General features: G+C 47.7%; 29 protein-coding genes, 5 tRNA genes and 6 pseudogenes. 11 read left to right on the top strand and 29 right to left on the bottom strand.

All coding sequences use genetic code 11. The features are described from left to right. Positions 1 to 8: 8 nt before the first annotated feature. The 9 genes and pseudogenes from QUE74_RS26985 to QUE74_RS26940 all read right to left on the bottom strand — a co-directional run bounded on the left by QUE74_RS26985 (position 9) and on the right by QUE74_RS26940 (position 3,901). Positions 9 to 649: pseudogene (locus tag QUE74_RS26985) on the bottom strand (hypothetical protein). 3 nt (positions 650 to 652) lie between these two features. Continuing rightward, positions 653 to 868 carry a class II holin family protein gene (locus QUE74_RS26980; RefSeq protein WP_000284518.1) on the bottom strand — a complete coding sequence of 72 codons (216 nt, stop codon included), beginning with the start codon at positions 866 to 868 and terminating at the stop codon, positions 653 to 655. 561 nt (positions 869 to 1,429) lie between these two features. Further along, positions 1,430 to 1,594: a DUF3927 family protein gene (locus QUE74_RS26970; protein ID WP_000216624.1), complete on the bottom strand. Its 165-nt coding sequence runs from the start codon at positions 1,592 to 1,594 to the stop codon at positions 1,430 to 1,432. Further along, complete coding sequence (locus QUE74_RS26965) at positions 1,591 to 2,022, bottom strand: tellurite resistance TerB family protein (protein WP_001355126.1); 432 nt, start codon at positions 2,020 to 2,022, stop codon at positions 1,591 to 1,593. Before QUE74_RS26965 ends, QUE74_RS26970 begins: the two co-directional genes overlap by 4 nt. Positions 2,023 to 2,195: 173 nt before the next feature. Then, positions 2,196 to 2,272 (bottom strand) — tRNA-Arg (locus QUE74_RS26960). A gap of 13 nt (positions 2,273 to 2,285) precedes the next feature. Then, positions 2,286 to 2,366: transfer RNA gene (locus tag QUE74_RS26955), tRNA-OTHER, on the bottom strand. Between the two features lie 7 nt (positions 2,367 to 2,373). After that, positions 2,374 to 2,448, bottom strand: a tRNA-Ile gene (locus QUE74_RS26950). 40 nt (positions 2,449 to 2,488) lie between these two features. Next, positions 2,489 to 3,547 carry a DNA-methyltransferase gene (locus tag QUE74_RS26945; protein WP_000799665.1) on the bottom strand — a complete coding sequence of 353 codons (1,059 nt, stop codon included), beginning with the start codon at positions 3,545 to 3,547 and terminating at the stop codon, positions 2,489 to 2,491. Positions 3,548 to 3,697: 150 nt separating this feature from the next. Further along, on the bottom strand, positions 3,698 to 3,901 hold the full coding sequence (locus QUE74_RS26940; protein ID WP_000917725.1) for a hypothetical protein: 204 nt from the start codon (positions 3,899 to 3,901) through the stop codon (positions 3,698 to 3,700). A 269-nt stretch (positions 3,902 to 4,170) separates the two neighbouring features. Here QUE74_RS26940 and QUE74_RS26935 point away from each other — a divergent pair, with 269 nt between their 5' ends. Beyond that, entirely contained in the window at positions 4,171 to 4,617 is a 447-nt protein-coding gene (locus QUE74_RS26935) for a hypothetical protein (RefSeq protein ID WP_001038608.1), read from the top strand. An 85-nt stretch (positions 4,618 to 4,702) separates the two neighbouring features. Here the strand turns inward: QUE74_RS26935 and QUE74_RS26930 are convergent, their stop codons facing one another. From QUE74_RS26930 to QUE74_RS26865, 13 genes and pseudogenes are all read right to left on the bottom strand, one after another. Next, positions 4,703 to 5,068 (bottom strand): antiterminator Q family protein, encoded by a 366-nt coding sequence (locus QUE74_RS26930; protein WP_001204819.1) that lies wholly within the window; start codon positions 5,066 to 5,068, stop codon positions 4,703 to 4,705. A gap of 17 nt (positions 5,069 to 5,085) precedes the next feature. Further along, positions 5,086 to 6,075 carry a DUF968 domain-containing protein gene (locus tag QUE74_RS26925; RefSeq protein ID WP_001202270.1) on the bottom strand — a complete coding sequence of 330 codons (990 nt, stop codon included), beginning with the start codon at positions 6,073 to 6,075 and terminating at the stop codon, positions 5,086 to 5,088. Positions 6,076 to 6,084: 9 nt separating this feature from the next. Beyond that, the gene (locus QUE74_RS26920) at positions 6,085 to 6,600 is read right to left on the bottom strand and encodes a hypothetical protein (protein WP_001223333.1); all 516 of its coding nucleotides are present in this window, start codon (positions 6,598 to 6,600) and stop codon (positions 6,085 to 6,087) included. 15 nt (positions 6,601 to 6,615) lie between these two features. Then, complete coding sequence (locus QUE74_RS26915; RefSeq protein ID WP_001072669.1) at positions 6,616 to 7,431, bottom strand: KilA-N domain-containing protein; 816 nt, start codon at positions 7,429 to 7,431, stop codon at positions 6,616 to 6,618. Positions 7,432 to 7,582: 151 nt separating this feature from the next. After that, complete coding sequence (locus tag QUE74_RS26910; RefSeq protein ID WP_000767110.1) at positions 7,583 to 7,978, bottom strand: RusA family crossover junction endodeoxyribonuclease; 396 nt, start codon at positions 7,976 to 7,978, stop codon at positions 7,583 to 7,585. Further along, positions 7,975 to 8,301 carry a LexA family protein gene (locus tag QUE74_RS26905; protein ID WP_000210144.1) on the bottom strand — a complete coding sequence of 109 codons (327 nt, stop codon included), beginning with the start codon at positions 8,299 to 8,301 and terminating at the stop codon, positions 7,975 to 7,977. The genes QUE74_RS26910 and QUE74_RS26905 overlap by 4 nt, the downstream gene beginning before the upstream one ends. Then, a pseudogene (locus QUE74_RS26900) lies at positions 8,298 to 8,950 on the bottom strand (phage N-6-adenine-methyltransferase). The gene QUE74_RS26905 and the pseudogene QUE74_RS26900 overlap by 4 nt, the downstream one beginning before the upstream one ends. After that, the gene (locus QUE74_RS26895; RefSeq protein WP_000055024.1) at positions 8,950 to 9,438 is read right to left on the bottom strand and encodes a PerC family transcriptional regulator; all 489 of its coding nucleotides are present in this window, start codon (positions 9,436 to 9,438) and stop codon (positions 8,950 to 8,952) included. The pseudogene QUE74_RS26900 and the gene QUE74_RS26895 overlap by 1 nt, the downstream one beginning before the upstream one ends. Further along, complete coding sequence (locus QUE74_RS26890; RefSeq protein ID WP_000061530.1) at positions 9,435 to 10,259, bottom strand: helix-turn-helix domain-containing protein; 825 nt, start codon at positions 10,257 to 10,259, stop codon at positions 9,435 to 9,437. Before QUE74_RS26890 ends, QUE74_RS26895 begins: the two co-directional genes overlap by 4 nt. Further along, on the bottom strand, positions 10,256 to 10,480 hold the full coding sequence (locus QUE74_RS26885) for a hypothetical protein (RefSeq protein WP_000620696.1): 225 nt from the start codon (positions 10,478 to 10,480) through the stop codon (positions 10,256 to 10,258). The genes QUE74_RS26890 and QUE74_RS26885 overlap by 4 nt, the downstream gene beginning before the upstream one ends. Further along, positions 10,477 to 11,628 carry a Rha family phage regulatory protein gene (locus tag QUE74_RS26880; RefSeq protein WP_001087304.1) on the bottom strand — a complete coding sequence of 384 codons (1,152 nt, stop codon included), beginning with the start codon at positions 11,626 to 11,628 and terminating at the stop codon, positions 10,477 to 10,479. The genes QUE74_RS26885 and QUE74_RS26880 overlap by 4 nt, the downstream gene beginning before the upstream one ends. Further along, positions 11,625 to 12,176, bottom strand: a complete 552-nt coding sequence (ymfL, locus tag QUE74_RS26870) for a protein YmfL (RefSeq protein WP_000515860.1) — start codon at positions 12,174 to 12,176, stop codon at positions 11,625 to 11,627. The genes QUE74_RS26880 and ymfL overlap by 4 nt, the downstream gene beginning before the upstream one ends. Positions 12,177 to 12,219: 43 nt before the next feature. Beyond that, complete coding sequence (locus QUE74_RS26865) at positions 12,220 to 12,420, bottom strand: helix-turn-helix domain-containing protein (RefSeq protein WP_000649477.1); 201 nt, start codon at positions 12,418 to 12,420, stop codon at positions 12,220 to 12,222. 90 nt (positions 12,421 to 12,510) lie between these two features. Here QUE74_RS26865 and QUE74_RS26860 point away from each other — a divergent pair, with 90 nt between their 5' ends. Further along, a complete protein-coding gene (locus tag QUE74_RS26860) occupies positions 12,511 to 13,185 on the top strand; it encodes a LexA family protein (protein WP_000859465.1) in 675 nt (224 codons plus the stop codon). A 195-nt stretch (positions 13,186 to 13,380) separates the two neighbouring features. Here the strand turns inward: QUE74_RS26860 and QUE74_RS26855 are convergent, their stop codons facing one another. After that, complete coding sequence (locus QUE74_RS26855; RefSeq protein WP_021559686.1) at positions 13,381 to 13,590, bottom strand: hypothetical protein; 210 nt, start codon at positions 13,588 to 13,590, stop codon at positions 13,381 to 13,383. Positions 13,591 to 14,434: 844 nt separating this feature from the next. Between QUE74_RS26855 and QUE74_RS26850 the strand changes: the two genes are divergently transcribed. From QUE74_RS26850 to QUE74_RS26830, 6 genes and pseudogenes are all read left to right on the top strand, one after another. Continuing rightward, entirely contained in the window at positions 14,435 to 14,797 is a 363-nt protein-coding gene (locus tag QUE74_RS26850) for a YfdP family phage-associated protein (RefSeq protein WP_000135680.1), read from the top strand. Between the two features lie 65 nt (positions 14,798 to 14,862). Continuing rightward, positions 14,863 to 15,687, top strand: coding sequence for a YfdQ family protein (locus QUE74_RS26845; RefSeq protein ID WP_000081305.1), 825 nt, complete (start codon positions 14,863 to 14,865; stop codon positions 15,685 to 15,687). Positions 15,688 to 15,814: 127 nt separating this feature from the next. Then, complete coding sequence (gene yfdR / locus QUE74_RS26840; protein WP_000008209.1) at positions 15,815 to 16,351, top strand: 5'-deoxynucleotidase; 537 nt, start codon at positions 15,815 to 15,817, stop codon at positions 16,349 to 16,351. Then, positions 16,342 to 16,704, top strand: a pseudogene (locus QUE74_RS26835) (YfdS family phage-associated protein). Before yfdR ends, QUE74_RS26835 begins: the two are co-directional and overlap by 10 nt. Beyond that, a pseudogene (locus QUE74_RS29670) lies at positions 16,704 to 16,829 on the top strand (hypothetical protein); the annotation flags it as partial. The pseudogenes QUE74_RS26835 and QUE74_RS29670, both read left to right, overlap by 1 nt. Before the next feature lie 414 nt (positions 16,830 to 17,243). Next, positions 17,244 to 17,483, top strand: a pseudogene (locus QUE74_RS26830) (DUF551 domain-containing protein); the annotation flags it as partial. Between the two features lie 476 nt (positions 17,484 to 17,959). Here the strand turns inward: QUE74_RS26830 and QUE74_RS26825 are convergent. From QUE74_RS26825 to holD, 6 genes and pseudogenes are all read right to left on the bottom strand, one after another. Continuing rightward, positions 17,960 to 18,679 (bottom strand): hypothetical protein, encoded by a 720-nt coding sequence (locus tag QUE74_RS26825; RefSeq protein WP_000040218.1) that lies wholly within the window; start codon positions 18,677 to 18,679, stop codon positions 17,960 to 17,962. A 239-nt stretch (positions 18,680 to 18,918) separates the two neighbouring features. Next, a complete protein-coding gene (locus QUE74_RS26820) occupies positions 18,919 to 20,175 on the bottom strand; it encodes a tyrosine-type recombinase/integrase (protein ID WP_001218284.1) in 1,257 nt (418 codons plus the stop codon). Between the two features lie 226 nt (positions 20,176 to 20,401). After that, positions 20,402 to 20,470: pseudogene (locus QUE74_RS29665) on the bottom strand (hypothetical protein); the annotation flags it as partial. A gap of 90 nt (positions 20,471 to 20,560) precedes the next feature. Continuing rightward, positions 20,561 to 21,238 carry a pyrimidine 5'-nucleotidase gene (yjjG, locus tag QUE74_RS26815; protein ID WP_000870712.1) on the bottom strand — a complete coding sequence of 226 codons (678 nt, stop codon included), beginning with the start codon at positions 21,236 to 21,238 and terminating at the stop codon, positions 20,561 to 20,563. A 14-nt stretch (positions 21,239 to 21,252) separates the two neighbouring features. Then, complete coding sequence (gene rimI, locus QUE74_RS26810) at positions 21,253 to 21,699, bottom strand: ribosomal protein S18-alanine N-acetyltransferase (RefSeq protein WP_001092460.1); 447 nt, start codon at positions 21,697 to 21,699, stop codon at positions 21,253 to 21,255. Then, on the bottom strand, positions 21,668 to 22,081 hold the full coding sequence (gene holD, locus QUE74_RS26805; protein ID WP_000204018.1) for a DNA polymerase III subunit psi: 414 nt from the start codon (positions 22,079 to 22,081) through the stop codon (positions 21,668 to 21,670). The genes rimI and holD overlap by 32 nt, the downstream gene beginning before the upstream one ends. A 102-nt stretch (positions 22,082 to 22,183) precedes the next feature. Here holD and rsmC point away from each other — a divergent pair, with 102 nt between their 5' ends. From rsmC to QUE74_RS26790, 3 genes are all read left to right on the top strand, one after another. Further along, positions 22,184 to 23,215, top strand: coding sequence for a 16S rRNA (guanine(1207)-N(2))-methyltransferase RsmC (gene rsmC / locus QUE74_RS26800; RefSeq protein WP_001272323.1), 1,032 nt, complete (start codon positions 22,184 to 22,186; stop codon positions 23,213 to 23,215). A 308-nt stretch (positions 23,216 to 23,523) separates the two neighbouring features. After that, positions 23,524 to 23,610, top strand: a tRNA-Leu gene (locus QUE74_RS26795). 28 nt (positions 23,611 to 23,638) lie between these two features. Beyond that, positions 23,639 to 23,725: transfer RNA gene (locus tag QUE74_RS26790), tRNA-Leu, on the top strand. Positions 23,726 to 23,748 lie beyond the last annotated feature (23 nt).

The following is a 23,748-nucleotide window of genomic DNA, read 5'->3' as shown; positions in this document are numbered from 1 at the left end:
GAGCCAGCTTATATACGTCCTTTAAGATAAGTCAGTCCTGGATGAAACCAGTAAGCAGGCACTTTTTTAAAGGGTGGATTATCAAAATCACGAAGAAGAGCCTCCCGCACAACTGCATCCTTGTCCGCACCACTGGCCAGCGCTTCAATCTCAGCAGCTACCTGCAGATATCCCATGCAACGACCAATGCGCTTCATTAGTCCCTGCTTTTTATTGTTCTTCAGGTAATCAATGGCAAATTCAATGAGCGCCTCACTGTGCTGGTGCGATGCTGGTGTTACTTTTCCATCTTCACGGATCGTGATATTCCAGTCATCGCTTGTCACAATAAAAGATGGCCGATTCCCCCCCCATGCCTGGTCTTTATCCGGTGCAGACGCAATAAAATAACGTTTATTGCCTTCCTCTCCGGCACTTTTAACTGTAATGGAGTACTTTTCTGACAATGCGGTCGGTAAAAACTTTTCCTGCAAAATCTTCTCAAAGGTCCTGCGAGCAATTTTGATGCAATCATCGTAAAACGCTGCTTCCTGCTCATCGCGGCGTTTTTTTCATCTTCAGAAACCATCAGCACCGACAGTTTTTTATTCAGTTCAGTGATTTCATTTTCCAGGCAACTTATGCGCTGATTCATTTCTTCATGGTTCATCGTCTACTCTCCCCGCGCCGCCTTACGCCGGTCCTCTCTGATTTTGAAATACAGGTTAGTCAGGTACGTCAGCAGGCCAAACAGCAGACTCCCCAGCACACCTATCGCCACCCACTGGGACGGAGAGACTTTGTCCAGCAGCTGCAGTAACCAGTATCCCGTCCCCACCGCTGACGTGGTGTATGACACACCTGTTGTGATTTTTTCCATCTGGTACATACCCCGTCTCCCGTTATCCGGAAACTGACAACAATAAAAAAGCCACCCGTTAATTACTGATGGCTCTGATGCATAAACGTCATCATTCCTGACCGTTATGATTGACAATGGTTATCATTTTTATATAAAAATACTCCCGATATGTGTTACATATCATTTCTCCACGGGGAATATCCCCACGCCAGCGTCAGACTCGTTTTCCCGTTCTCTTCTGTGCTGGCGTTTTTTTTATTATGATGTCGGTACATTTATCTCCAGCACCAGGCTTTCAATCTCAACACCATACGCGGAATTTTTGGGCGTAAAAAATCCCCTCCGGTGAGGGGATTTGCTTATGTAAACATTTACACTGCTTACCTGCATGGTGCCGGGTGCCTCCCGGTGAATTCAGTATCAGCACCTGAATCCGCAATTATCCCATATACCTACTTGCTGATTGCCCCTCCGCACAGGGGGATTCACCATGCGAAATTTTTTTAACAAATGCTCAGTCTGACAGGCAACTGTCAACTGGCTGAATTGTGAGACATTTAAAATTTTCGGGGCGTAACTGATACCCGGTTAACTACCTGGCATGTCCTTTTTCACCAAAGGAAAAAGCACCACCACAATACCGACCACCAGCACTCCATCCGCCAGCACCGACATGATCCTGCTGGTGAAATCCACCATCACCACCAGAAACAGCAGGAGTGCCACAGCGGCCAGACGCAGTTTTACCGTCACAGGTGGTTCTCCAGTCGCAGGCCAAGAACACCAGCAATCTCTTCCAGAACCTTACGCTCTTCCGGCTCAATTTCACCATCTGCTTCAGCAATGGCCACCGCCACATCCAGCACATCTTCCGCTTCACGCGTATCGTGTTTCACATCTTCAATTTCACGCAACGCTGCACGACGACCAATTTTAAAATTGGTGTCAAGCTGACCTGTGATCGTGGCACTGATGGCATTAATTTCTGACGTAAACGTGGACAACGCTGGCTGGTTACGTAATACCTGTTCGATCTTCGCTTTCTCTGAAGTCTCACATTCACCATCTGCATAGGCCACTAGGTAGGCAGCATTAATAACCGCCTGTGCCAGATCGCGTTTCTCAAACTTTTTAATTTCAGTTGCTGCTCTGCGGGTTTTCTTTTTGAAAATACCAAACATCGTGACTTTTCCTTTTAGTGGGTGAGCCTGCGCCCTGCGGGGACCAGCCCACAGAGAAAGTCACACTGACCATCCCGTAAGCTCCCCCCTGAAAAGCTCTGTGGTTTTTGATATACGCCGGGCGTGGCGCGGATACAAAAAAGGCCCGCAAAAGCGAGCCAGGAAAATAAGTATGGCGCGTTGTACTGGATTCGAACCAGTGACCGATTGCTTAGAAGGCAATTGCTCTGTCCGACTGAGCTAACAACGCATGATGCAGATAATGGACCGCCATCGAGGACTCGAACCCCGCACCAACAACCCTGTTATCGTGTCGTCTGCTCTTCCTGATGAGCTAATGGCGGTACGTTATGGTGGCCCTGCTGGATTTGAACCAGCGACCTGGCGATTATGAGTCGCTCACTCTCACCACTGAGCTAAAGGGCCGGGCGCAGGATAATAACGGTACGTAACTAATTCTGCAATATCATCCGTTCTGACTGACTAAATCCTGAACTTCCTTGACCGTCTGCTCAAAACGCTCAGTCTCCAGCTCAACGCCAATTGCACGACGTCCCAGCGCCATCGATGCTTTGACCGTCGAACCCGACCCCATGAAAAAATCTGCAACCAGATCTCCCGGACGACTGCTTGCGCTGATTATCTGCTGCAACATTTCTGCCGGTTTTTCGCACGGATGTTTCCCGGGATAGTACTGCACCGGTTTATGCATCCACACATCGGTGTACGGCACCTGCACAGTCACACCGAAATACCGCCGCAAATTTTTATATTCTCTCAGCAGTTCCGTATACTGCCGGTTCAGTTCACTGTATGTGCTGACCAGCTGGTGGTGTGGCTGCTCCAGTTCACCGCGCTGATGTTTTTCTGCTGCAACACGCGCAAACAACGCCTGCAATTTGTTGTAATCAGCTTCGTTCGGTAACTGCCACTGACTGGTACCAAACCAGTGCGAAGCCATGTTTTTCTTTCCGGTGGCTTCCGCTATCTGTTTTGACGTTATTCCCAGTTCGGCACGAGCATCCCTGAAATACGATATCAGCGGTGCCATTATGTGCTGTTTGAGTTCCCTTTCTTTTGCCGCATAGCCGTCACTTTTGCCGCGATATGGCCCCTGGTAATGTTCAGCAAACAGAACGCGCTCTGTGGCAGGAAAATATGCGCGCAGACTTTCTTTATTACACCCATTCCAACGTCCGGACGGCTTCGCCCAGATGATATGGTTAAGCACGTTGAAACGTTCACGCATCATGATCTCAATATCAGATGCCAGGCGATGCCCACAGAACAGGTAAAGGCTTCCGGCAGGTTTCAACACCCGCCAGAACTGGGCCAGACAGTGGTCCAGCCACTTAAGATAATCTTCGTCCCCTTTCCACTGATTGTCCCAACCGTTGGGTTTCACCTTGAAGTAAGGCGGATCGGTAACAATCAGGTCAATGGAATCATCAGGCAGGGACTGAATAAAATGCAGGCAATCAGCGTTGATTAAATCAACACTGTTTATTTTTACAGTATTTTTCATGGATCAGTAAGCGTAACTCTGGTAGGCTCACTCTGCTTTTGCGCTAAAGCAGTGGGCCGTGGTTCGCTTGTGACCAGTAAGCATGAGCGAATGGCTGGCAGGTGCTACCAACACCCACCAGCCGCCCATTTTCACAGCAGGAAACCGCCATTACTGGCAGCGTCTGAATTTATTCCCGTACCCGCCGTTATCCTTCGCCAGACCCGCCAGAACTAACTGAGTCAGTATTAACTGGCACCGGACTTCGCTTACTCCGGTAGTTCTCGTCATCATGCGTGGCGTTACCCACTTGTCAGCAGGTAAGAAATGAAGGACTGCGGCGGCGGTTTCTGTCATATCTTGCTGTTTTAGCATGTTTTTTCCCTTCTGGTTAACATGACATACCAATAACTCTTGTCTAAAAAGCCAGCAAGATAAAAAGTCAGTATTCACGACCACCAGCGTGTTTACTGTACTGCACCAAGTTTACAGGTACAAAAAAACCGCTCAGCGGCGGGTTTAAGTTGTGTGGCGAAGTAACCACTCTTAACAGCATATTTGATTTTTTACGATTGTAAACGGTTGATTATTCATCTCCAATAAAAATAATTGTGTAGGTATGCCCTTAACAATGGATAAGAAACATGAATAAAATGACTGTATTATTACTTAGCGCAACTATCATTTCAGGTTGTACTTCTTCCGTACCATTGATAAAGAAAACTCAATCAGGAAAACCTGAGGGGGTTTATCAAAATACGACAAAAGATAAAGTCAAAGATGCCCTTGTGAATTACTGCAATAGTAGAGGGTTGATAATTTACAACGCGGATAACAGCAGTGTTATATGTGGTAAAGAACTGGAAGGCGGGTCTGCTGTTTTTGGACAAATGTTAATCGGCAATGCCTATTCAACAACCCCGGTATCAAAAGTCAGATTTACTATCGCTCAAGTTAATAACGATACAAAAGTGTGGGCCGATATGTGGATGGAAACTCAAATGGCAATGGGGCAAGTACAACAAATGGCTATAACAGACAACGCAAGCAAAAACACTATCCAACAACGTCTTGATGAATTAAAACCTTAAGTAAATTAATTAAATAAAATGGGGAGAAATAAATCGACTCCCCACACATTAAACTGATTCAATTACCCCCTCAATAAGAGATCTTCTAACGATCCATCTCTAGCTCAATTTCTAACATCATTAACATGCCATCAACTACACCTTCAGCCTTTTGCAATAAACGCCCAACCCAGCAATCAGAACGCCCATGTTTACGGGCAAGCGCCATAAACGTCATACCACCTACATAATAATCCACTAATAAATCGTGCAAATCGCTGTTGTTCTTTTTCAGGCGAGCCATGCACCCACAAATGATCATCGCGTCATCGTCACAACATTGCGGGCGGGATTTTACTTTTGAAGGGATTAGTCCTTTAAATCCTGCAGCAATAGACGACCAGGTGACATCCTCGTGATTATTTGCCACCCATGCCCCCCAACGTTCAAGAACCATTTGAATATCACGCATCAACTTTCTCCACAAAATCAGGCCAGAACGCCAATTGCCAGCGCACGATCGATAAAACGAAATATCAGCTCCAGCTGGGAGCCATACTTCTCTTCAAATGCCACGGTATCCGCATGCAGCTCGTCGTGATGCTTTCTGCACAAAGGCAACACAAAAAGGTCATGCGCTTTTGTTCCCATTCCACCCTGACCGTGACCTATCAGGTGGTGGGGATCATCAGCAGGCTTTCCACAACATGCACACGGCTGTGTCTTAACCCAGCGCGTGTACTTTTCATTAACCCAGCGGCGACGTTTGGGGCGTAACATAAAAGACTCCGGCGACTCCGGATCCACTTTCAGCGCCAGCACCTTTTTCGCTTTATCCTGGATGATGCTGGTGGCAGGAACCGAAGGCACAAGGTCACACTCCCGGGTGACAGACGGCACAACAGGCGTCGGTAATCTCAGTGCCTTACGGGCTGCACTTTCCGGTAAGGCATCCGCCAGGTCATTACGAGCCAGCCACCAGCACAGTTCCGGCATTGTCACAACGTGACTATCATCAAAACCGAGATCCCGACGCACGACAGATAACACCCACCGGGCACAGTTATCCGTTGCCATTGATTCCAGCCGTTCCGTGAACTGATCGCGCAGCTGGTTATCGCAGTGCCAGCACAGACGGATTGCGCCCGGAGCGTGTCGCATTGTGGTCATATTCTCGCTGTGCCAGTCGGAATGAGGCCACTGGCAGCCTTTTTCACGAAGTAACCAGCTTTCAAGACATTCCACGCCACCAGCACGACGGATTACCGCCTCATTGCGGAACATAGCCCGAACGGCAGGATCATCCGCCAGCGGTTGTGATGCCGCCGGAACGGCACCACTGGCAAAAGATGAATAACGTTCCGGCTCAGGCTCCAGCAGGACACGCCCCTGCATAAACAGGGGCATCAGCTCTGAACCGGGTCTGAACAATACGATCCCCATACGTGGGGCAATTTCAGGGGTCAGTAGTGCTCTCAACGTAGAACCTCACAGCACAATCTGTTTCAGTTTCTGTACCGCTTTCCCCATATCCGCCATAGCATCAACAAACTCATCAAATTTACGACTTGCCATTCCATACGCCTGGAGGATTTCCAGTTTCAGAGGATCCAGTTGCTTTTTAATTTCCGCACGATCATTAAATTTCTTCTCTGCTTCTTCCGCAGCCCTGATCAGCTCCTCAGCATGCCTGCGTAATTCATCCGGAGTAACGGTCTTTTTAATCACAACGGGTTCCTCTGTTTTTACTGGTATTTCACTATTTACTGCCTGATGTCCAAATTTAGGATGATGTAACGTTGTAGTTCTTCCATCATTCGCAACGACCAGAAGTCCACTGTCGCGGATAATGCCAATGAGTATCTCCTTATCCCTTTTATTCAGCAGACTGTACGCCTGCACTTTCTGTGATATCTGGGTCAGTGTTGCGCCTTCCGGCATTCGTTCAACAAAACGTTTAACCCTGGATAAAACTGGCTGCAGATGGGGTGGTGTAATTCGCATGCTCCACGCCTCCCATCAGTGAACGGTATCGAGCAGCTTTAACAGCTCAGGGAATCGGGATTCGAAGAAATGCGGCTGCGTCTCGCGCGGATTTGCAGGACTGGTGATGTTCTTGCCGAACATGCAGCCTTTCGCCGTCAGCGACCAGAATTTTTTGATGTTGTTAATCGCGGTACGGCTGTATCGTTCGCGTTGTTCAACGATCCCCAGCTTCGCCATCTGGTGATATGCCTGATTAGCCGTCAGGCGGATACCATACTGCTTCAGCAGTGCACTCAGCGACAGCGTAGGGCGGCTTGAACCATCTGGCGCATCAGCAGGTGCATCAATGGCATAGATCGGCATAAGTTCAGGAAGACCTGCTACCTTTGATAATTTCTGGTATGCACCAAGTTTCGAGGAGTTTGACAGATTTAGAGTCTTTGCTGCTGATTCAAGCAGAATGACCCCGGATTTAATTTTGTCGGATGTGGTTTCTTCTGGTGATGAATTATGAAGCGCATCAAAAGTACGTATCACTTTTAAGCTGAATGCCGGGCTGATCCACATTGCATATGCATAGACCAGCTCTTTACAGACATACGTCCCACCATTGCGCCCCTGAATGGTGATGACAGGAATACTACGGGAATCTCCCGTAGTTTCTTCTTCCAGTAATTCCACAAGAGCCTTCGTTTCAGGACGACGCATAAACTCGTGAACTTCCAGCGAACGGGAGGAGCGATTCTCACCAGCGGCAAGAAGAGCAGCTTTCTGAAGGTCGTTAAGACAGTAGTTAGATTCAAAGTACTGGCGCACAGAAACGCCATCAATTACAAGCAACTGATTCATTGGTTTCTCCACAAATTTCGGGACTGCACTCCCTTTTCGTTGATGCAAGATGAACTTACTGCGATTTTTAATAGTTATCAAGGATACACTGTTCATAAATACAGTATCTTTAACGAGGTAATACCCAAATTTAGGGTGTTGCTCAATTCCGTTACCGAGTTGCTAATTTGCAACTCGCTTTTTCGTACTTACTGATAGTGATCTCGACCTTACCTTCCGGGATAACCGGTCCCCACTCCACCAGCATTCTTTTCACCTGACTGTCGTCTTCCCACACCCCCGCGTGGGTCAGGGCGTCAAACAGCGCCTTGTTATAGTTGTCCAGATCGCGGATCCGGTTATCCGGAGGAAACAACACGATCTCCACTGAAGCAGGTGCCGACGTTGGTTTCGGCAGACGACGTAACTGCTCAACTATTGCTGCGCACGCCGCGCTCTGGAATTTTCGCCCCGCCGCGCTTATCAGGCTCTTACCAGCAAACGCCCCTTTGTTGGGGTGTCGCCAGTACGTGTTCACGCTGGGCGGGAAAGGCAGTATTAGCTTCATACTTTCAGGCCCCTCTCATGTAACCAGTGGGTTGCACGCAGCCTGGCGTTTTCCTCACCGGCAAGCAGTGAGCGGATAATCCCGACCGCCTCGCTGTCGTCGTCCTTCATCGCAGTATGAAGCGTTATCCCCCGGGCCACGCCACGCTTTATCGTGATGACGCCTTTTTTCTCCAGTGCGCGAAGATGCTCCACCGCTGCATTCACTGAACGGTATCCCAGCATGGTTGCCACCTCCTGATTGGTTGGCGGGAAGCCACGTTCTTTCTGATAAGAAATCAGCATATCCAGCACCTGCTGCTGGCATTGAGTTAACGTCGTCATGCCGCCATCTCCCTGACCAGTTTTTCCGCCTGCTGGCGAACCTGCGCCAGAAACGCCTCACCACATGCCTCAAGTTCATCGCGCCCGATGTAGCTGATTGCCGGTCCCTTCCAGGTCTGTCGAAAACAGCAATAGCACCAGCGAAGAAAGCGCCTGTCGGCACCTGCTTCTCATCTTTCGGGATAAACCAGGCAGGCAGTTCAAAACCAATACGCCCGCGAATAAAAGCAATATGATCTGCATCTTCCGGCCACCACACTTCGCTGGTGGCAGCTTTGATCAGGAAAACATAGCGCCCGCCTTTATCACGCATGGCACTGGCATGTTTCATGATGTAACGCATGCCGGTGATGTATTGCCCCTCATGCTGACTGGCGCGGCTGTATGGGGGATTACCAAAGGCAGCACCTTTAAGCTCCGCAAGACGTTCTGACCAGTCATGCGCCAGCGCGTTGTCTTCCGCCGTGTAATACGCGGTACATTTGGCGTTATCACCGTCAGTAAACAGATCCAGGACAAACGGGCCAAACAGGGTGTTAATTCCCCAGAAAATGTTACCCGGCGTGCGCCACTGATCGCCCACTTCCTTCAGTTCATGGGCTGGTTTGTTCCGCAGTTCCACCAGCGCCCGGCAATATTTATTACTCATTAAGCCCCCACGTAATTCCCTGACAGATACCACTCTTCACCCGATGCAGCGCGCTTGCTACTTTTCCGTAAGCACCGCTCACGACGCGCCAGAAAATTGTTTCGTTCTGGCAGGGAGTGGCTTTCACGGAATGCCGCCATCCACACGGTTGCAGCACGACGAAATAAGCCCCTGGACTCCAGTTCTTCCGCCTGGCGGGTCAGGCACAAAATCACCCGTGGATCGTTAGTGCCGACATAGAAATTGCGCACAGGTCTGGTTTCACGAACTGGTTGTGGTTCCGGCTCCTGCGCTCTCTCAGTCAGGCGTGGGAAATGTCTGCGTGTATCTCCTTCACAACGGTGAGCCACACGCCCACTCTGACGTAACTTGCTTGCTGACTGCAGAACGCGCTGTCGTGAGTAACCAGCAAAAGCATCCGCAATGTCTCCGGAAGTACACCCCGGATGGGCTTCAATGAATTTCTGAACTTCATTCAAAAGACTCATAATCCCCCCCTGAATCCTGCCGGGATCTGGCTGTAGTCCACGTTGTCGTAACTGGCTTTGAAGTACGGGTCCTCGCGTCTGGCTGCAGATACCGCAGGAACTTCCCAGGATTCTTCGAAATGACGATCCGGACCAAAGAACGTGACAGCCTGTTTCACAAATTGTGTGCCGCTGTTACCCATCGCAGATACCCAGCCCGCGTAGCGTTTCACACCTTCCAGCATGGTTTCGGGGTTTACTCCCTCATTCAAACGGGCTTTCCAGGCTTTGAAGGCTGCAGATTTTGAATTGCCACCAGCACGTTTGGGATATGCCAGCCATGCCTGCTCAAACTCCGGAGAGTATTCCGGTCGGTTTGAACGAACTCGCACGGACTCATCAACTGATGCACCAACAGCTATTGGTTCATTGACTGGTTCTTTGACTGGTTCAAAAGAGTGACTGGTTCTGGGTGAATCTCCTGCACTACCCCCTGGTGCAACTCCTGCACTACCTGGTGAATTTGCTGCACCAGATAGTGAATTATTTGCACTACCCCCTAGTGAATCTCCTGCACCATCCAGATGAAGGAGATAGATATTACTTGAGTTACCTTTTTCACCTTTCCGGGTGACTTTTTTTACCAGCCCGGACTCACAAAGGGCCGCAATATGATTCATCACAGAACGTTTGCTAATCTCGCACTGGTCAGCAATATGCTGGTAGCTGGGCCAGCACTCACCCTGATCGCTGGCATTATCAGCCAGCTTGATCAGAACCAGTTTTCGCAATGGATTACCCACTCGAATTTTCATCGCTTTAACCATCAGCTCCATACTCATGCTGCACCTCCGAGATGCTTCATGTTTTTTCCGGAGCGAAAGGCTATAAGCGGCATACTGACGCGGTAATTACGGCCCAGCGGTTCACAAATCACCTTCTGACATTCACGGTCAACCAGGCTAACACGTAGAACATGCCCTGCAGGCGTGGTGTACCACTGACCCGGTCGAGGACAACGGAAAGTCTGATTGGTAAACCGTTTGAAAATATTCCGGATCATTTGCGCCCCCTTACCTCGGAAGAGTTCAGCGACGAATGAATAAGACGGGCAAGAAATGCCGCATCGTTAATTCGGTCATACAGACTTACAGCCAGCGGTGATTCAGCTTTTTCCAGCATGGGATAAAGCTGCTGCAACCAGACCTGATGAATTGATGAAATGTAGGAATAGAGTACGCTGGCGTTATGTGCAACGTCGCTCGGTACAGCGGGCTTTGAAAGCTGTTTCTCCATCTGGTTAAAGGCATTGATGTATGCCTCTTTGAACTGGGCAGCACGTTTACCCGTGAAACCCATAGCAAGAAACGCAAAACCGTCGCGGGTTATTTGATAGCAAGGTAGTTTGCGGCCTGTGCAATCGGTGTAATCACTCACCGAAAAATTGCGGGCAGTGAATGATGCGGAGCATTCAAGCGTGCGGATCTTTTTCAGTACATCGTCATGACGTTTGGAGAAGAAGTTGGCAACAGCCAGGGATGAAGTAACAGCCTGACCATCAACGATGGCAATTTCAGGTTGAGTGAGGGTTGGGATCGTAGCCATGATGGCAGCCTCTTTGGTGATTTTTAATAACTCACCACCAAGGCTTTCCACGACCTTATTGGTGGTGAGACGTACAGGGGTGGAAATACCGGTCACCAAAGAACCCGGCCCAACCGAAGTTGGCCCTGCACGCCCCACCATAATTTGGGCGTAATGCTGCTCATGACACAAAAAAACCGCAAGAGCGCGGTTGTGCGCTTTGGTGAATTCCGGGTTTCCACGCCCGGCACCCGCTTTATAAGGTGCCTGAACAGTGTAACGTCCCGGAATGGCAGAATCAATGTGCTGGTGGTCCTTCACACTCAACAAAATCACGCCTGAATTTCCACAAAGGGCTAAAGCACTCATGCGGGTAGTCTTTGCGAAGATAGATAACGCGCTGTGTTTCTGGCTCCCAACGAATAACATGAACATAAAGTCCTCTTCCGTCACGAAACCAGCGGTTAAGTTCCTGCACAACTCGCCCCCCACAGTCAGGTAAAGTTCTCTGTGGTTACTTACAGCCAGGAGATTTGGTAATCTGCATTCATGCCGTAACAACAGGTGTTCAGCGACGCTGACCACCAGCTGTTGCGACAAATGGTTATTTGCCGTTAAACTGTTCATGCGTTAGTTTCTCCACAGACACAAAACGCCACGACGCCCGGAGCTGCACACTCGCGGGCGTCACTCTTTTCTGGAGCGCAAAAGATTTTGTAGACCAGTGCTGCATGCTCCTGGAGCTTCGAAATTGACAGATACAACTCATCATTAATTGCTGTCTGCTCGTGTGGCTCCACTACCCCATCTTCGATTGCCGAACGAATCTGCTTTGAGTAACTCCCGATCTGTTCGATGACTTCCAGCAGGCGCTGGTTTATATCGGCGTTCTCTACTTCCTCAATTTCAGGAAGCGATACAAACACCCCACCAGCAGACTGTGCGACAGCATCCGCAATGTAGTGAGTGCCAGCCGCGCGCTGTAAAATCATTGCCCATCCCAGCGGGAAAATCTGATCGCCATCTGCACGAAGGCGGTTGAATAAAGCGTTCTCTGTTACATCCAGCCACTCAGCAGCTTCAGCGTAACCCCCCGGCAACGCCGCGATAGTTTTTCTGACAGCTTTCACGTACCACTCAGGCTGTTTTTCTACTTTCCAGTGATGCTTACCCACGGTTAGCCTCATCGTTCTGTGGTTAAAAATTAAAGGTGTTCTGTTAATCTTTCGGATAGATATCCGGTCTTAAGTCAGATTTCGTAATTGCACCTGACGTGCATTGCTCAAGTTTTTTAGCCAGCACAAAACTGGCTTTTTTATAACCATTGAAAACCAGCCGTAAGTAGCCTGGTGTTGAGCCAACTTTTCCGGCCAACTCGCCCTGCTGTTCTTTGGTTAAAGAGTCCCAATACGCTTTCATACAATATGTACCTCTTATATACATATTACATGATTGAAATGAACCTTCAAGATACTTGTACCCTATCGGTACAAAGGTTTTAATTTCGTTATGAAAACAGTCCATGACATCCGGCGGTCTAACGCCAGAAAACTGAGAGATGGTGTTGGCGGGAATTCTTCCTTTGCCACCATGATTGATCGCGAACCAACCCAGACCAGCAGGTTTATGGGAGATGGTGCTACTAAAAATATCGGTGACAGCATGGCACGGCACATCGAAAAATGTTTCGACCTGCCTGTCGGATGGCTTGATCAAGAACACCAGACAACGAACATCACAAAAAAACCTGATGTTTCAATCACTAATAAACAAATAACGTTAGTCCCTGTCATATCATGGGTACAGGCCGGAGCATGGAAAGAAGTTGGCTATTCTGAGGTTGATTTGAGCACAACAGAAACATATCCCTGCCCTGTACCCTGTGGCGAAATGACTTATATATTGAGGGTGATTGGTGATTCAATGATTGATGAGTACCGTCCGGGGGACATGATTTTTGTCGATCCAGAAGTACCAGCCTGCCACGGCGATGACGTTATTGCATTGATGCACGATACAGGTGAAACCACCTTCAAAAGGTTGATAGAAGACGGGACACAGCGTTATCTCAAAGCATTAAACCCCAACTGGCCTGAGCCTTACATTAAGATAAACGGTAATTGCTCTATCATTGGTACAGTTATTTTCTCAGGAAAACCAAGAAGATACAAAATTAAAGCCTGATCAATGTCTATGAACCTGCTTCGGCAGGTTTTTTTATACTTGACAATGTACCATTAAGATACATAATGTACCTGCATAAGATATCGAACAGGCAGGACGCCCACGAAGTAGCCGTCCGGGGCATACGAAGACCGGAATGGTTCGTAAATAAAAAAGCGCCCAAGTGGACGCTTCACTTTTGAACTGGATTTATAATCAATTATTTTCTTCATAAATGTTTTGTAATGTATTTATGAGATTTGGTATTTCTTTTATGGGAAAAGAATATATTGGACTTTCGATAATTTTATCAGATTCAAATGGTGGTTGTTTGCAGGACAGTTGAACTATAACTGAATTATGATCTTTAACTGGCACACAGTACCAACCACATACATCAAAAACAGGAGTATTTTGATTATCCATTATGTCCTCGACAACTAAAAACACTGCGTACAAACCTCAAAAGCAGGGAGTTATTTATAAAATTTCATAAAGAATAATTACTGATAGCGACAATTCATTGTTCTTGAATTTTGAAAAATAGCAAGACAAAACAATGTAAACTTATTTAAGAAAAGTTCTTATTATGTAAACAAAACAACCAATTCGTTATATAGGAAAAACAAATAGTACGCAAGAAAATATTCAACAGGGGTATTACATTCAACCATAAGAGTAATCGTCTCTTTGGTAACTAATACCGAACATTTTATTGTAACACGTCGTATGGCACATGCGTCGTTAGCGGTCTGGGGACGTTAAAGGGGACAATCCACTCCTTGCTCGGGCAAACAAACCAGGTAGCCGGAATGTGCAAGTCAATGATGATGCTGATAAGACGCCTAACCAGCGTGGCGATCCGGTTTGACGCCTGGGAAGAGACCAGGGTGCAACGATGAGGGCATTTATGGAGCCGCGACAAAGTGTGGTGCCATAACTGGCTAAGTGCTCTCAGCGTTGTGGTAATCCGCGAAATGGCGCGGCGGTAAGTATGGCGGGGTTACTCTTTCCCCGTTGAGGACACCGGATTGTCAGGTTGACCATACGCCTGAGTGACAACCCCACCACAACAGCCACTGCTTTGGCGGTACCAGCTTGTACCCTTGCTTCCGGCTGGTACCGTCCTTTTTACAAAACAGAGAAGAGCATCACCGGACGACGGGCTCATAACCCAATCCATCCGGGCGGCTGCCACCGCAGGTGTTCTTCTCTGTTTTGTGGAGAAACCAACCGGCCTTGCAGGGTCGATATGATGAGGAGCAGCAAAATGGCTAGCGAACGCAGTACTGATGTGCAGGCATTTATCGGGGAGCTGGACGGCGGCGTATTTGAAACCAAAATCGGCGCAGTTCTCAGTGAAGTCGCTTCCGGTGTGATGAACACGAAAACCAAAGGTAAGGTCTCACTCAACCTGGAAATCGAACCATTTGATGAGAACCGTGTGAAAATCAAACACAAACTCTCATATGTTCGCCCGACTAACCGCGGGAAAATTTCCGAAGAAGACACCACCGAAACGCCGATGTATGTCAATCGCGGTGGTCGCCTGACTATTCTGCAGGAAGACCAGGGACAATTACTGACTCTTGCCGGTGAACCTGACGGAAAACTCCGCGCAGCAGGTCATTAATATCGTTCTTAATTAACTGATTATTTATCTCATCACTGAATATCTTTATATAGTGAGGACTTATTATGTCTCAGAACTTAGACGCAACCGCAATTAATCAAATCCATGCCCTTATTTCTGCTCAGGGTGTTAATGAAATTATCAGTAAGATTGGTGCCGATGCTGTGGCATTGCCTGAGAATTTCCGCATTCATGATCTGGAAAAATTTAATTTAAATCGCTTCCGTTTCCGTGGTGCGCTTTCCACTGCCAGCATCGATGACTTTACCCGTTATTCTAAAGATCTTGCAGATGAAGGCACCCGCTGCTTTATCGATGCTGATAATATGCGTGCCGTCAGTGTGCTTAACCTGGGTACTATTGATGAACCAGGTCACGCAGATAACACCGCCACTCTCAAACTGAAAAAGACAGCACCGTTCTCTGCCCTGTTGTATGTTAACGGCGAGCGTAACTCCCAGAAGTCACTGGCAGAATGGATTGAAGACTGGGCCGACTATCTTGTGGGCTTTGATGCTAATGGTGACACCATTCAGGCAACAAAAGCGGCTGCGGCGGTCCGTAAAATCACGATTGAAGCAAACCAGACCGCTGATTTTGAAGATAATGACTTCAGCGGCAAACGCTCCCTGATGGAGTCTGTCGAAGCGAAGACCAAAGACATTATGCCAGTGGCATTTGAATTTAAATGCGTTCCGTTTGAAGGTCTGAAAGAACGTCCGTTTAAATTACGCCTCAGCATTATCACTGGCGATCGTCCTGTACTGGTTCTGCGCATTATTCAGCTGGAAGCGGTGCAGGAAGATATGGCTAACGAATTTCGTGATCTGCTTGTTGAGAAATTCAAGGACAGCAAAGTAGAAACCTTTATTGGTACTTTCACCGCCTGATTTCATTACTGCAAATGCCCCTGCGGGGGCATTTATGGAAACGTAATTTACTCAATAATCGCCGGATGGTGAGGGATTCTTTTTACCAGAATTCAGCGCGGTGCAGCGCATATACGTGGAGAACAAAATGTCATTTATCAAAACTTTTTCTGGGAAGCATTTTTATTATGACAGGATAAATAAAGACGACATCGATATTAACGATATCGCGGTTTCCCTTTCAAATATCTGTCGCTTTGCCGGTCATCTTTCGCACTTCTACAGCGTCGCCCAACATGCGGTTCTTTGCAGCCAGCTGGTGCCGCAGGAATTTGCTTTTGAAGCGTTAATGCATGATGCAACAGAAGCGTATTGCCAGGACATTCCCGCACCACTGAAACGCCTTCTTCCTGACTATAAACGGATGGAAGAAAAAATAGACGCCGTAATCCGTGAGAAATACGGGTTACCCCCGGTTATGAGTACACCCGTGAAATATGCCGATCTCATCATGCTGGCAACCGAACGCCGCGATCTCGGGCTTGATGATGGCTCTTTCTGGCCTGTACTGGAAGGCATCCCGGCAACAGAGATGTTCAACGTGATTCCACTGGCACCGGGCCATGCCTACGGGATGTTTATGGAACGTTTTAACGATTTATCGGAGTTACGCAAATGCGCATGAATGTTTTCGAAATGGAAGGGTTTCTTCGCGGGAAATGTGTACCGCGAGATCTGAAAGTGAACGAAACAAATGCTGAGTACCTGGTACGTAAATTCGACGCGCTTGAAGCTAAATGTGCGGCACTGGAAAACAAAATAATACCAGTGTCAACTGAACTGCCACCAGCAAATGAAAGTGTTCTGTTATTTGATGCTAATGGAGAAGGCTGGCTGATTGGCTGGCGTTCTCTCTGGTACACCTAGGGACAAAAAGAAACCGGAGAATGGCAGTGGACATTTCAGGTCGGGGACCTTGAAAACGTCAATATCACTCACTGGGCAGTAGTGCCAAAAGCACCGGAGGCTGGAGCATAATGACCACATTTACCAATAAAGAACTGATTAAAGAAATCAAAGAACGAATCAGCAGCCTAGAGGTTCGAGACGATATTGAGCGCCGTGCTTATGAAATTGCTCTGGCATCGCTAGAAGAGGAGCCGGTGGCGTGGCTGCATTCAGAAAATGGCTTAGGTATTCCGGCAATAACGAGGAGTAAAAACATTGCTGACAGTTGGTTATCAAAGGGCTGGTATGTTCAGCCGCTATATATAGCCAAGCCAGTGCCGGTAGTGCCAGATGCTCGTCCGTCTTTAAATAATGGCATAGTCGGTTTTGATGAAGGCTGGAACGCCTGCCGCGCCGCCATGCTTCATGGTGCCGAACCTGTAAACCAAACTTACAAGTCACCACACACGCAGTTTGAACAAGTTGCTGACCTCTACGAAATGCAATTTGATGACGGTCGCACTTGTGCCTTTCACACTGATGCGCAAAAGGCTGCGCAATGGCTTCAGGTGTGCGACGGAAACAGGGTTCAGGAATACGTTAAGCTGGAACGGCTGCAGAACGCGCTGTCTGGCAACTCTCCGGTAAGTCCAGGTGGTTGGATAAGCTGTAGTGAGCGAATGCCGAATGATAAACAGTATGTTTGGTGTTGGGGGAAGTCTTACGGCTGGACTGAGTGCGATACCTTCGAAGGGTATTACGATTGGTCGAGAAACAAATGGTGGGCAGTTACTGACAATGAGGAAGAACAGGCATCGAAAGTAACCCACTGGATGCCACTACCGGAGCCGCCGCAGGAGGTGAAGTAATGAACAACTTAATGACAACTAAACAAGTCGCCGATTTCTGTGGTGTTTCAGTATCGACAGTTCTTCGCTGGAACAGCGTAAACAGGAGAACTGGTCAGAAATACAGGCCTGACTTTCCAGATCCTGATATTAAATCCTGCCCAAATAAATGGGCATCACACAAGATTTACAGATTTGCGGGAGTGATTGAGTAATATGTATTAGCTTAGATGTGAGCTGACACATCTATGCTTAGATGCCAAACCTAATCTGAGCGTCCACTCTTTACCAAGAGCGGACGTTACCAATGACCATATGACATGAATCGATAAGATCAAAACATTATCGCCAAGAAATGTCATACCATTGATACAAATAAAATTGATTACCCCCTTACTCTTGTTGAAAAGTTAGTCGTAGAGTACCTATCGCAATGTAATCAGCTTTAATCATCTGAAAATTACTCCTTAAAAATTAGCTTTTATATACTGAACAAATTAAATCTCTGTTTCTTTTCCTGCTCGGCTCAACCAATACTCCATTGTTTGAGTATGAATCTTTTCAGCGTATATTTTATCAATTAATTTATCTTGTTTTTCTTTAATGACTTCACGCAGTGAATCATATAACATAAAAAAACGTTCATCATCTTCCTCATTATTACCGTAATTTATTTGATTGAGCTCTGAAAAAATATGATAGTACCTTTTTTTCTTGGTCCCCGGCAATATTAAAACCAAGCCACATTGATCATATTCGAATTCACCTTTATGGGCAGCAAAGTTATGTCTAACATTCATAATAGAATCATGTAAATCTCTATATTTTTCTGGCACATGCTTTCTCTGCAATGTGAATCGACGCCCTTTCGCCTCTGTAAAACACTTACCGTAAGTAACAACTTTTGATATAAACAAAGACTTTAATATTAGATTCTTTTCTAAATCCGGATAAATAAAGTGTTGTTCTTTATTAATGTTATTACAAATATTTTTTATTATATTCTCCCAACCAATAACATTCCGAAGATCTTTATCAAGCAACTGTAAGGCCACATATTGTTCTACAAAGCGGCCTTTTAAAGGTATTCGTGGTAATATTACACCTTTCTGCTTATAAATTCTTTCTATCGTATTATCTGGATATTGGATCTTCCTTATTTCTATTCCGTCTTCTTCTGATACCCTTACTAATGGTTCATTTTTTAACTTTGACATGTTAACCCTCTTAAATAAAAAACTAACTTTATCCAGATAGTGTCCGTTAAGAAGTTTTCGTTACAACTAAGTTTCTAGGTAAATCATGAATCGACCTATAGTATCAAAAACATTTGGTGGTAAACATCTGCATTTATCAAATGGCAGGAGCGATTTAGGGGCATAGGGATAGTGATGATATCGATACCCGCCCCCTCTTATGTCAACACAATGGCGTAAACTTAACGCTCACATCTCGCTCAAAGTGTGCTAGGAGATTTGGTTATGTTCAGGTGATACAAACCGTCAGTTTGACAATTAACAATCGATTCAACCCTCTTCCACCATGCCAGGTAAGCTTTACGCTGTTCTTCTAGATAATCACTCTTATCATAAACTTGCCATACCCCTGGCAGCTTATGACCAAGCATAATTTCTGCGATATGAGGCGCAGTAAGATCAGAAAAATTTGTTCGAGCTGTACGTCTCAAGTCATGAAGAGACCAATGAGGGAATTGATATCCTAAACACCGCCATGCGTACTGCATTAAATTGTAAGGCAGCGACTGCAATGATGTCCGACCAACGGGTTCCCTGCTTCCTTCCTTAGTAAAAAGCATATCGGAACCATTGTTCATAGAGATAGCGTACTTTATAAGCTCTTCAACCGGTTCAATAATGGGCCGCTTTAGCGGTTCGCCTGTTATCTCCCCAGTCTTATGTCGTTCTGGTGGTACAGTCCATACTTTATTAATGAAATCAAAATCGTCCACCCGGGCGGTAATTAGCTCTGAACTACGGCAACCAAAATGCAGCAATAGTTTAATGAAGGCCCGGTATTTAGGAACCATTCGAGAACCATCGATCGCAGCATAAAGGATTTTAATTTCATCATGTGTCAGAAACCGTTTCTTCTGACCTTTACGGATATCCATATCTTTACCCGTGATATCCGACAGCGGGCGAGTTTCAATGAGCTTTCTCTTATACGCCCAGACATGGGCCTGCTTTGCGTTAATTAGCAATCGGTCTGCTATTGCTGGAGTCTTAGTGCTAAGAGGCTCCAGGACTTCTAACCAATCATGCAATGTAGCTGCATCGTGAGGGATATTCCCGATTTTAGAGAACAGGTGCAGCTCAAACGAGCGAAGTATCTGTTCAGAACCTTTTTTATTTTTTACACAATATGCTTCATACCAAGCACGGATCACAGACTCTACCGTCATGGCTTCAGTAGCTTTTCGTTTTTCAGCCTGCTTGACCAATCGTGGATTACGGTTTGACTCGAGTTCACCACGAAGACGGATAACTTCTTCTCTGGCCTCTTTTAATCCAGTTGCCGGGTAAGTTCCGATATCAAGACGCTCACCTTTCCCTGCCCATTGATAACGATATTGGAACACTACGCGACCTTTCGGTGATACTCTGACAGACAGACCATCACGATCGGATTTAACCAAAACCTTATCACGTTCCTTTCCAACGACTGAACGCAACCACGCATCAGACAGCGCCATTACTCACCTTGTACAAATCGCAAAACACCTCTGCTGTTTTGTACATTATGTACAAGCATATGTACAGATTTTTGATGAAAGCAAGCTGATCGATTTAAAGTTACATGAAAGAGTTTTCAATTAAAGAAGCTACATAACCAAATGTATTTAAATGAGTTACATAACTCAACCTAAATTAACTGAAAGGATTTTGAAAGAGTAAAAGAGCTTTAATTTGGGCTTAATTATTGGGGTGAGAAATAATGGCAAAAGTGCGGCGCTTCGCCACCTCTTGCAAATAAGGAGACAACGTCATAATTCTTTCTTCTTGAGTAAGCGGCATCGCGCCGCGCTTGTTGAAAACGAAAAATTGCGGCTATTTTACCCATCAACGGGGGGGAGGCAATCAGTGTTTACACAGGAGCTGCTCCAGTTCGTGCAACGAAGAAACGGTCCAGGTAGGCGCGATGCCTTCTGGTTGCTCGCGATTGTGAGCATTCAGCCAGCAGGTCGCAAGCCCGGCGTTGATGCCACCGAGAATATCGGACTCGGCAGTGTCGCCAACCATCAGCACGCGTGAACGGTCAGGATTGCCCGCCTGTTCCAGCGCATAATCGAAAATTTTCTTATTCGGTTTGGCTACGCCAACTTCTTCGGAAATCACCAACAAATCGAAATAATCACGCAGGCCCGTGCGTTCCAGACGCACTTGCTGCAAGGCGCTAAAGCCGTTGGTGATGATGCCGATTTTGGCGTTGCCGCGAATGGCATTAAGCAGGGAAACCGCGCCCGGCAGCGGTGTGCAAATTTCCGCCATCGCATTAATGAAGGCCTCGTTGAGTTTACCTGGCTCGACGTTCAGCCGTTCGGCCCAGCTCTCAAAACGCCCGTGCTGAAGCTGTAATGAAGTGATCGCACCGTTTTGATAATCTACCCACAGGGGCTTGTTAACGGCCTGATAGTCCTGAAAATCTTCAGCGGTAAAAGTGACGCTGTAATCAAGAAACATCCGCTGCAGGCCGGTGAACGAGTCAAAAGTAAACAGCGTTTCATCGGCATCAAAGAAAATCCAGTCCCACTTCATTATTCCACCTTGTCTTACATACTGATTGGCAACGCCATGATGATGGCGTCTTCGCGACCGTCCTTGGTGGGGTAGTAATTGCGGCGAATCGTCGCCTCGTTAAAGCCTAAACTTTCGTACAGGGCAATGGCGGCAGCGTTTGAGGCACGGACTTCCAGCCATAGTGTCGCCACGCCGCGTTTTTCCAGTTCGTCGATCAGATGTTCCAGCAGCGCCCTTCCCAGCCCCTGACGCTGATAGTCGGGATCGACCGCAATATTGAACAATGTAGCTTCATCCAGCACCACTTGCGTAATCGCAAACGCCGCCATTTTGCCGTTTTGCGTTAACTGAAAGTTGAGATAACGCTCGCCCTGGTTGCTGGCAAAGGTTTTTTCACTCCACGGAAAGGCGTGGGCGCGTTGTTCAATGTGGTAAGCCGCTGGTAAATCAGTCGTTTCGAGGGAAGAAATCGTGTTCATATGTGCAAATTTGTTGCCATAACGCGGCGCGTGCCGTTGGGTTTGCCCGTAATTCGGTGAGCGCTGGTGATGCCACCTGAGCGCCTTCCAGTGATAGCGGTTCATCAGTACCCAACCGCCAGCTGTTGCAGCGACTACCTTGCGGCAGCATCGCGATCTTTTCTGGCGTCAGTTGCAGCACCTGGTCGGGGCTGACGGTTAATGCACGCAGAACATCGCTCACTAAAGGATCGGTCAGGGCGGGAAGATCATTTGCCACCATCACCAGACGGACGTGTGCCGGGATCGCAATGGCAATCTCCCCCTGCAACGCGCCAGGGCGACGCAGCGACCACTGGGTAATGCCCAGCTGCTGTAACTGCCAGTCTCGTCGGGATGTCATAGCGAATCGCTCCTGTTGTCAGGGGCGCAAATATAGCAAATTCGTCGATACCGCGCCAACATATGGCTATAATCGCCGCCAGTATCAATTGAGGAGCATTCCATGTCTGCATTTACCCCGGCAAGTGAAGTCTTGCTGCGTCACAGTGATGATTTCGAACAAAGCCGTATTCTGTTTGCCGGAGACTTACAGGATGACCTGCCCGCGCGTTTAGATACCGCGGCCAGCCGTGCTCATACCCAGCAATTCCACCATTGGCAGGTGTTAAGCCGCCAAATGGGTGATAACGCCCGTTTTAGCCTGGTGGCAACGGCGGATGACGTCGCAGATTGCGATACTTTGATTTACTACTGGCCGAAGAACAAACCGGAAGCCCAGTTTCAGTTAATGAATTTACTTTCTCTGCTGCCGGTGGGGACGGATATTTTTGTTGTTGGCGAGAACCGCAGCGGCGTGCGCAGCGCCGAGCAGATGCTTGCAGATTATGCGCCGTTGAATAAAGTCGACAGCGCCCGTCGCTGTGGCCTCTATTTTGGTCGTCTGGAAAAACAGCCGGTATTTGATGCCGATAAATTCTGGGGCGAATACAGCGTCGATGGCCTGACGGTGAAAACGCTGCCTGGCGTGTTTAGCCGCGACGGTCTGGATGTCGGTAGCCAGTTGCTGCTCTCGACGTTAACTCCGCACACGAAAGGTAAAGTGCTGGATGTCGGCTGCGGTGCAGGCGTTCTTTCAGTTGCCTTTGCACGCCACTCACCGAAGATTCGTCTCACGTTGTGCGATGTTTCTGCGCCAGCAGTTGAAGCCAGCCGTGCAACACTTGCGGCCAACGGTGTTGAAGGTGAAGTCTTTGCCAGCAACGTCTTTTCTGAGGTGAAAGGTCGTTTTGATATGATCATCTCCAATCCGCCGTTCCACGATGGGATGCAAACCAGTCTGGATGCAGCACAAACGCTGATTCGCGGCGCGGTGCGTCATCTTAACAGCGGCGGCGAGCTGAGAATTGTGGCGAACGCCTTCCTGCCTTACCCGGACGTGCTGGATGAGACATTTGGCTTCCACGAAGTGATCGCGCAAACCGGGCGCTTCAAGGTGTATCGCGCCATTATGACCCGCCAGGCGAAGAAAGGTTAAGTATCCCGCCGCAAGCCTTGTTGGATGCGGCGTGCTCGCCTTATCGCCTTATTACAACCTACAAAACCTGTACGTTAGCCTATGTAGGCCAGATAAGACGCGCCCGCGTCGCATCTGGCATCTGCACCCAAATACCGTGTCGGATGCGGCGTGAACGCCTTATCCGACCTACAAAACCTGCACGTTAGTTTCCCGATGGACATTTTTCCAGCAATTACACCTCCGTCGATAATTAACTATTGACGAAAAGCTGAAAACCACTAGAATGCGCCTCCGTGGTAGCAATTCTTTTTAAGAATTGATGGTATGCGAAGGTGGCGGAATTGGTAGACGCGCTAGCTTCAGGTGTTAGTGTCCTTACGGACGTGGGGGTTCAAGTCCCCCCCCTCGCACCAAAAACCACGTTGATATTGCTCGCACTGGGCGAAGGTGGCGGAATTGGTAGACGCGCTAGCTTCAGGTGTTAGTGTTCTTACGGACGTGGGGGTTCAAGTCCCCCCCCTCGCACCAAACGAGGCGATATCAAAAAAAGT

The organism is Escherichia sp. 10290 (assembly GCF_030295155.1).
Lineage (GTDB): Bacteria > Pseudomonadota > Gammaproteobacteria > Enterobacterales > Enterobacteriaceae > Escherichia > Escherichia coli_F.
This window is presented reverse-complemented; position numbering and strand designations above follow the sequence as displayed.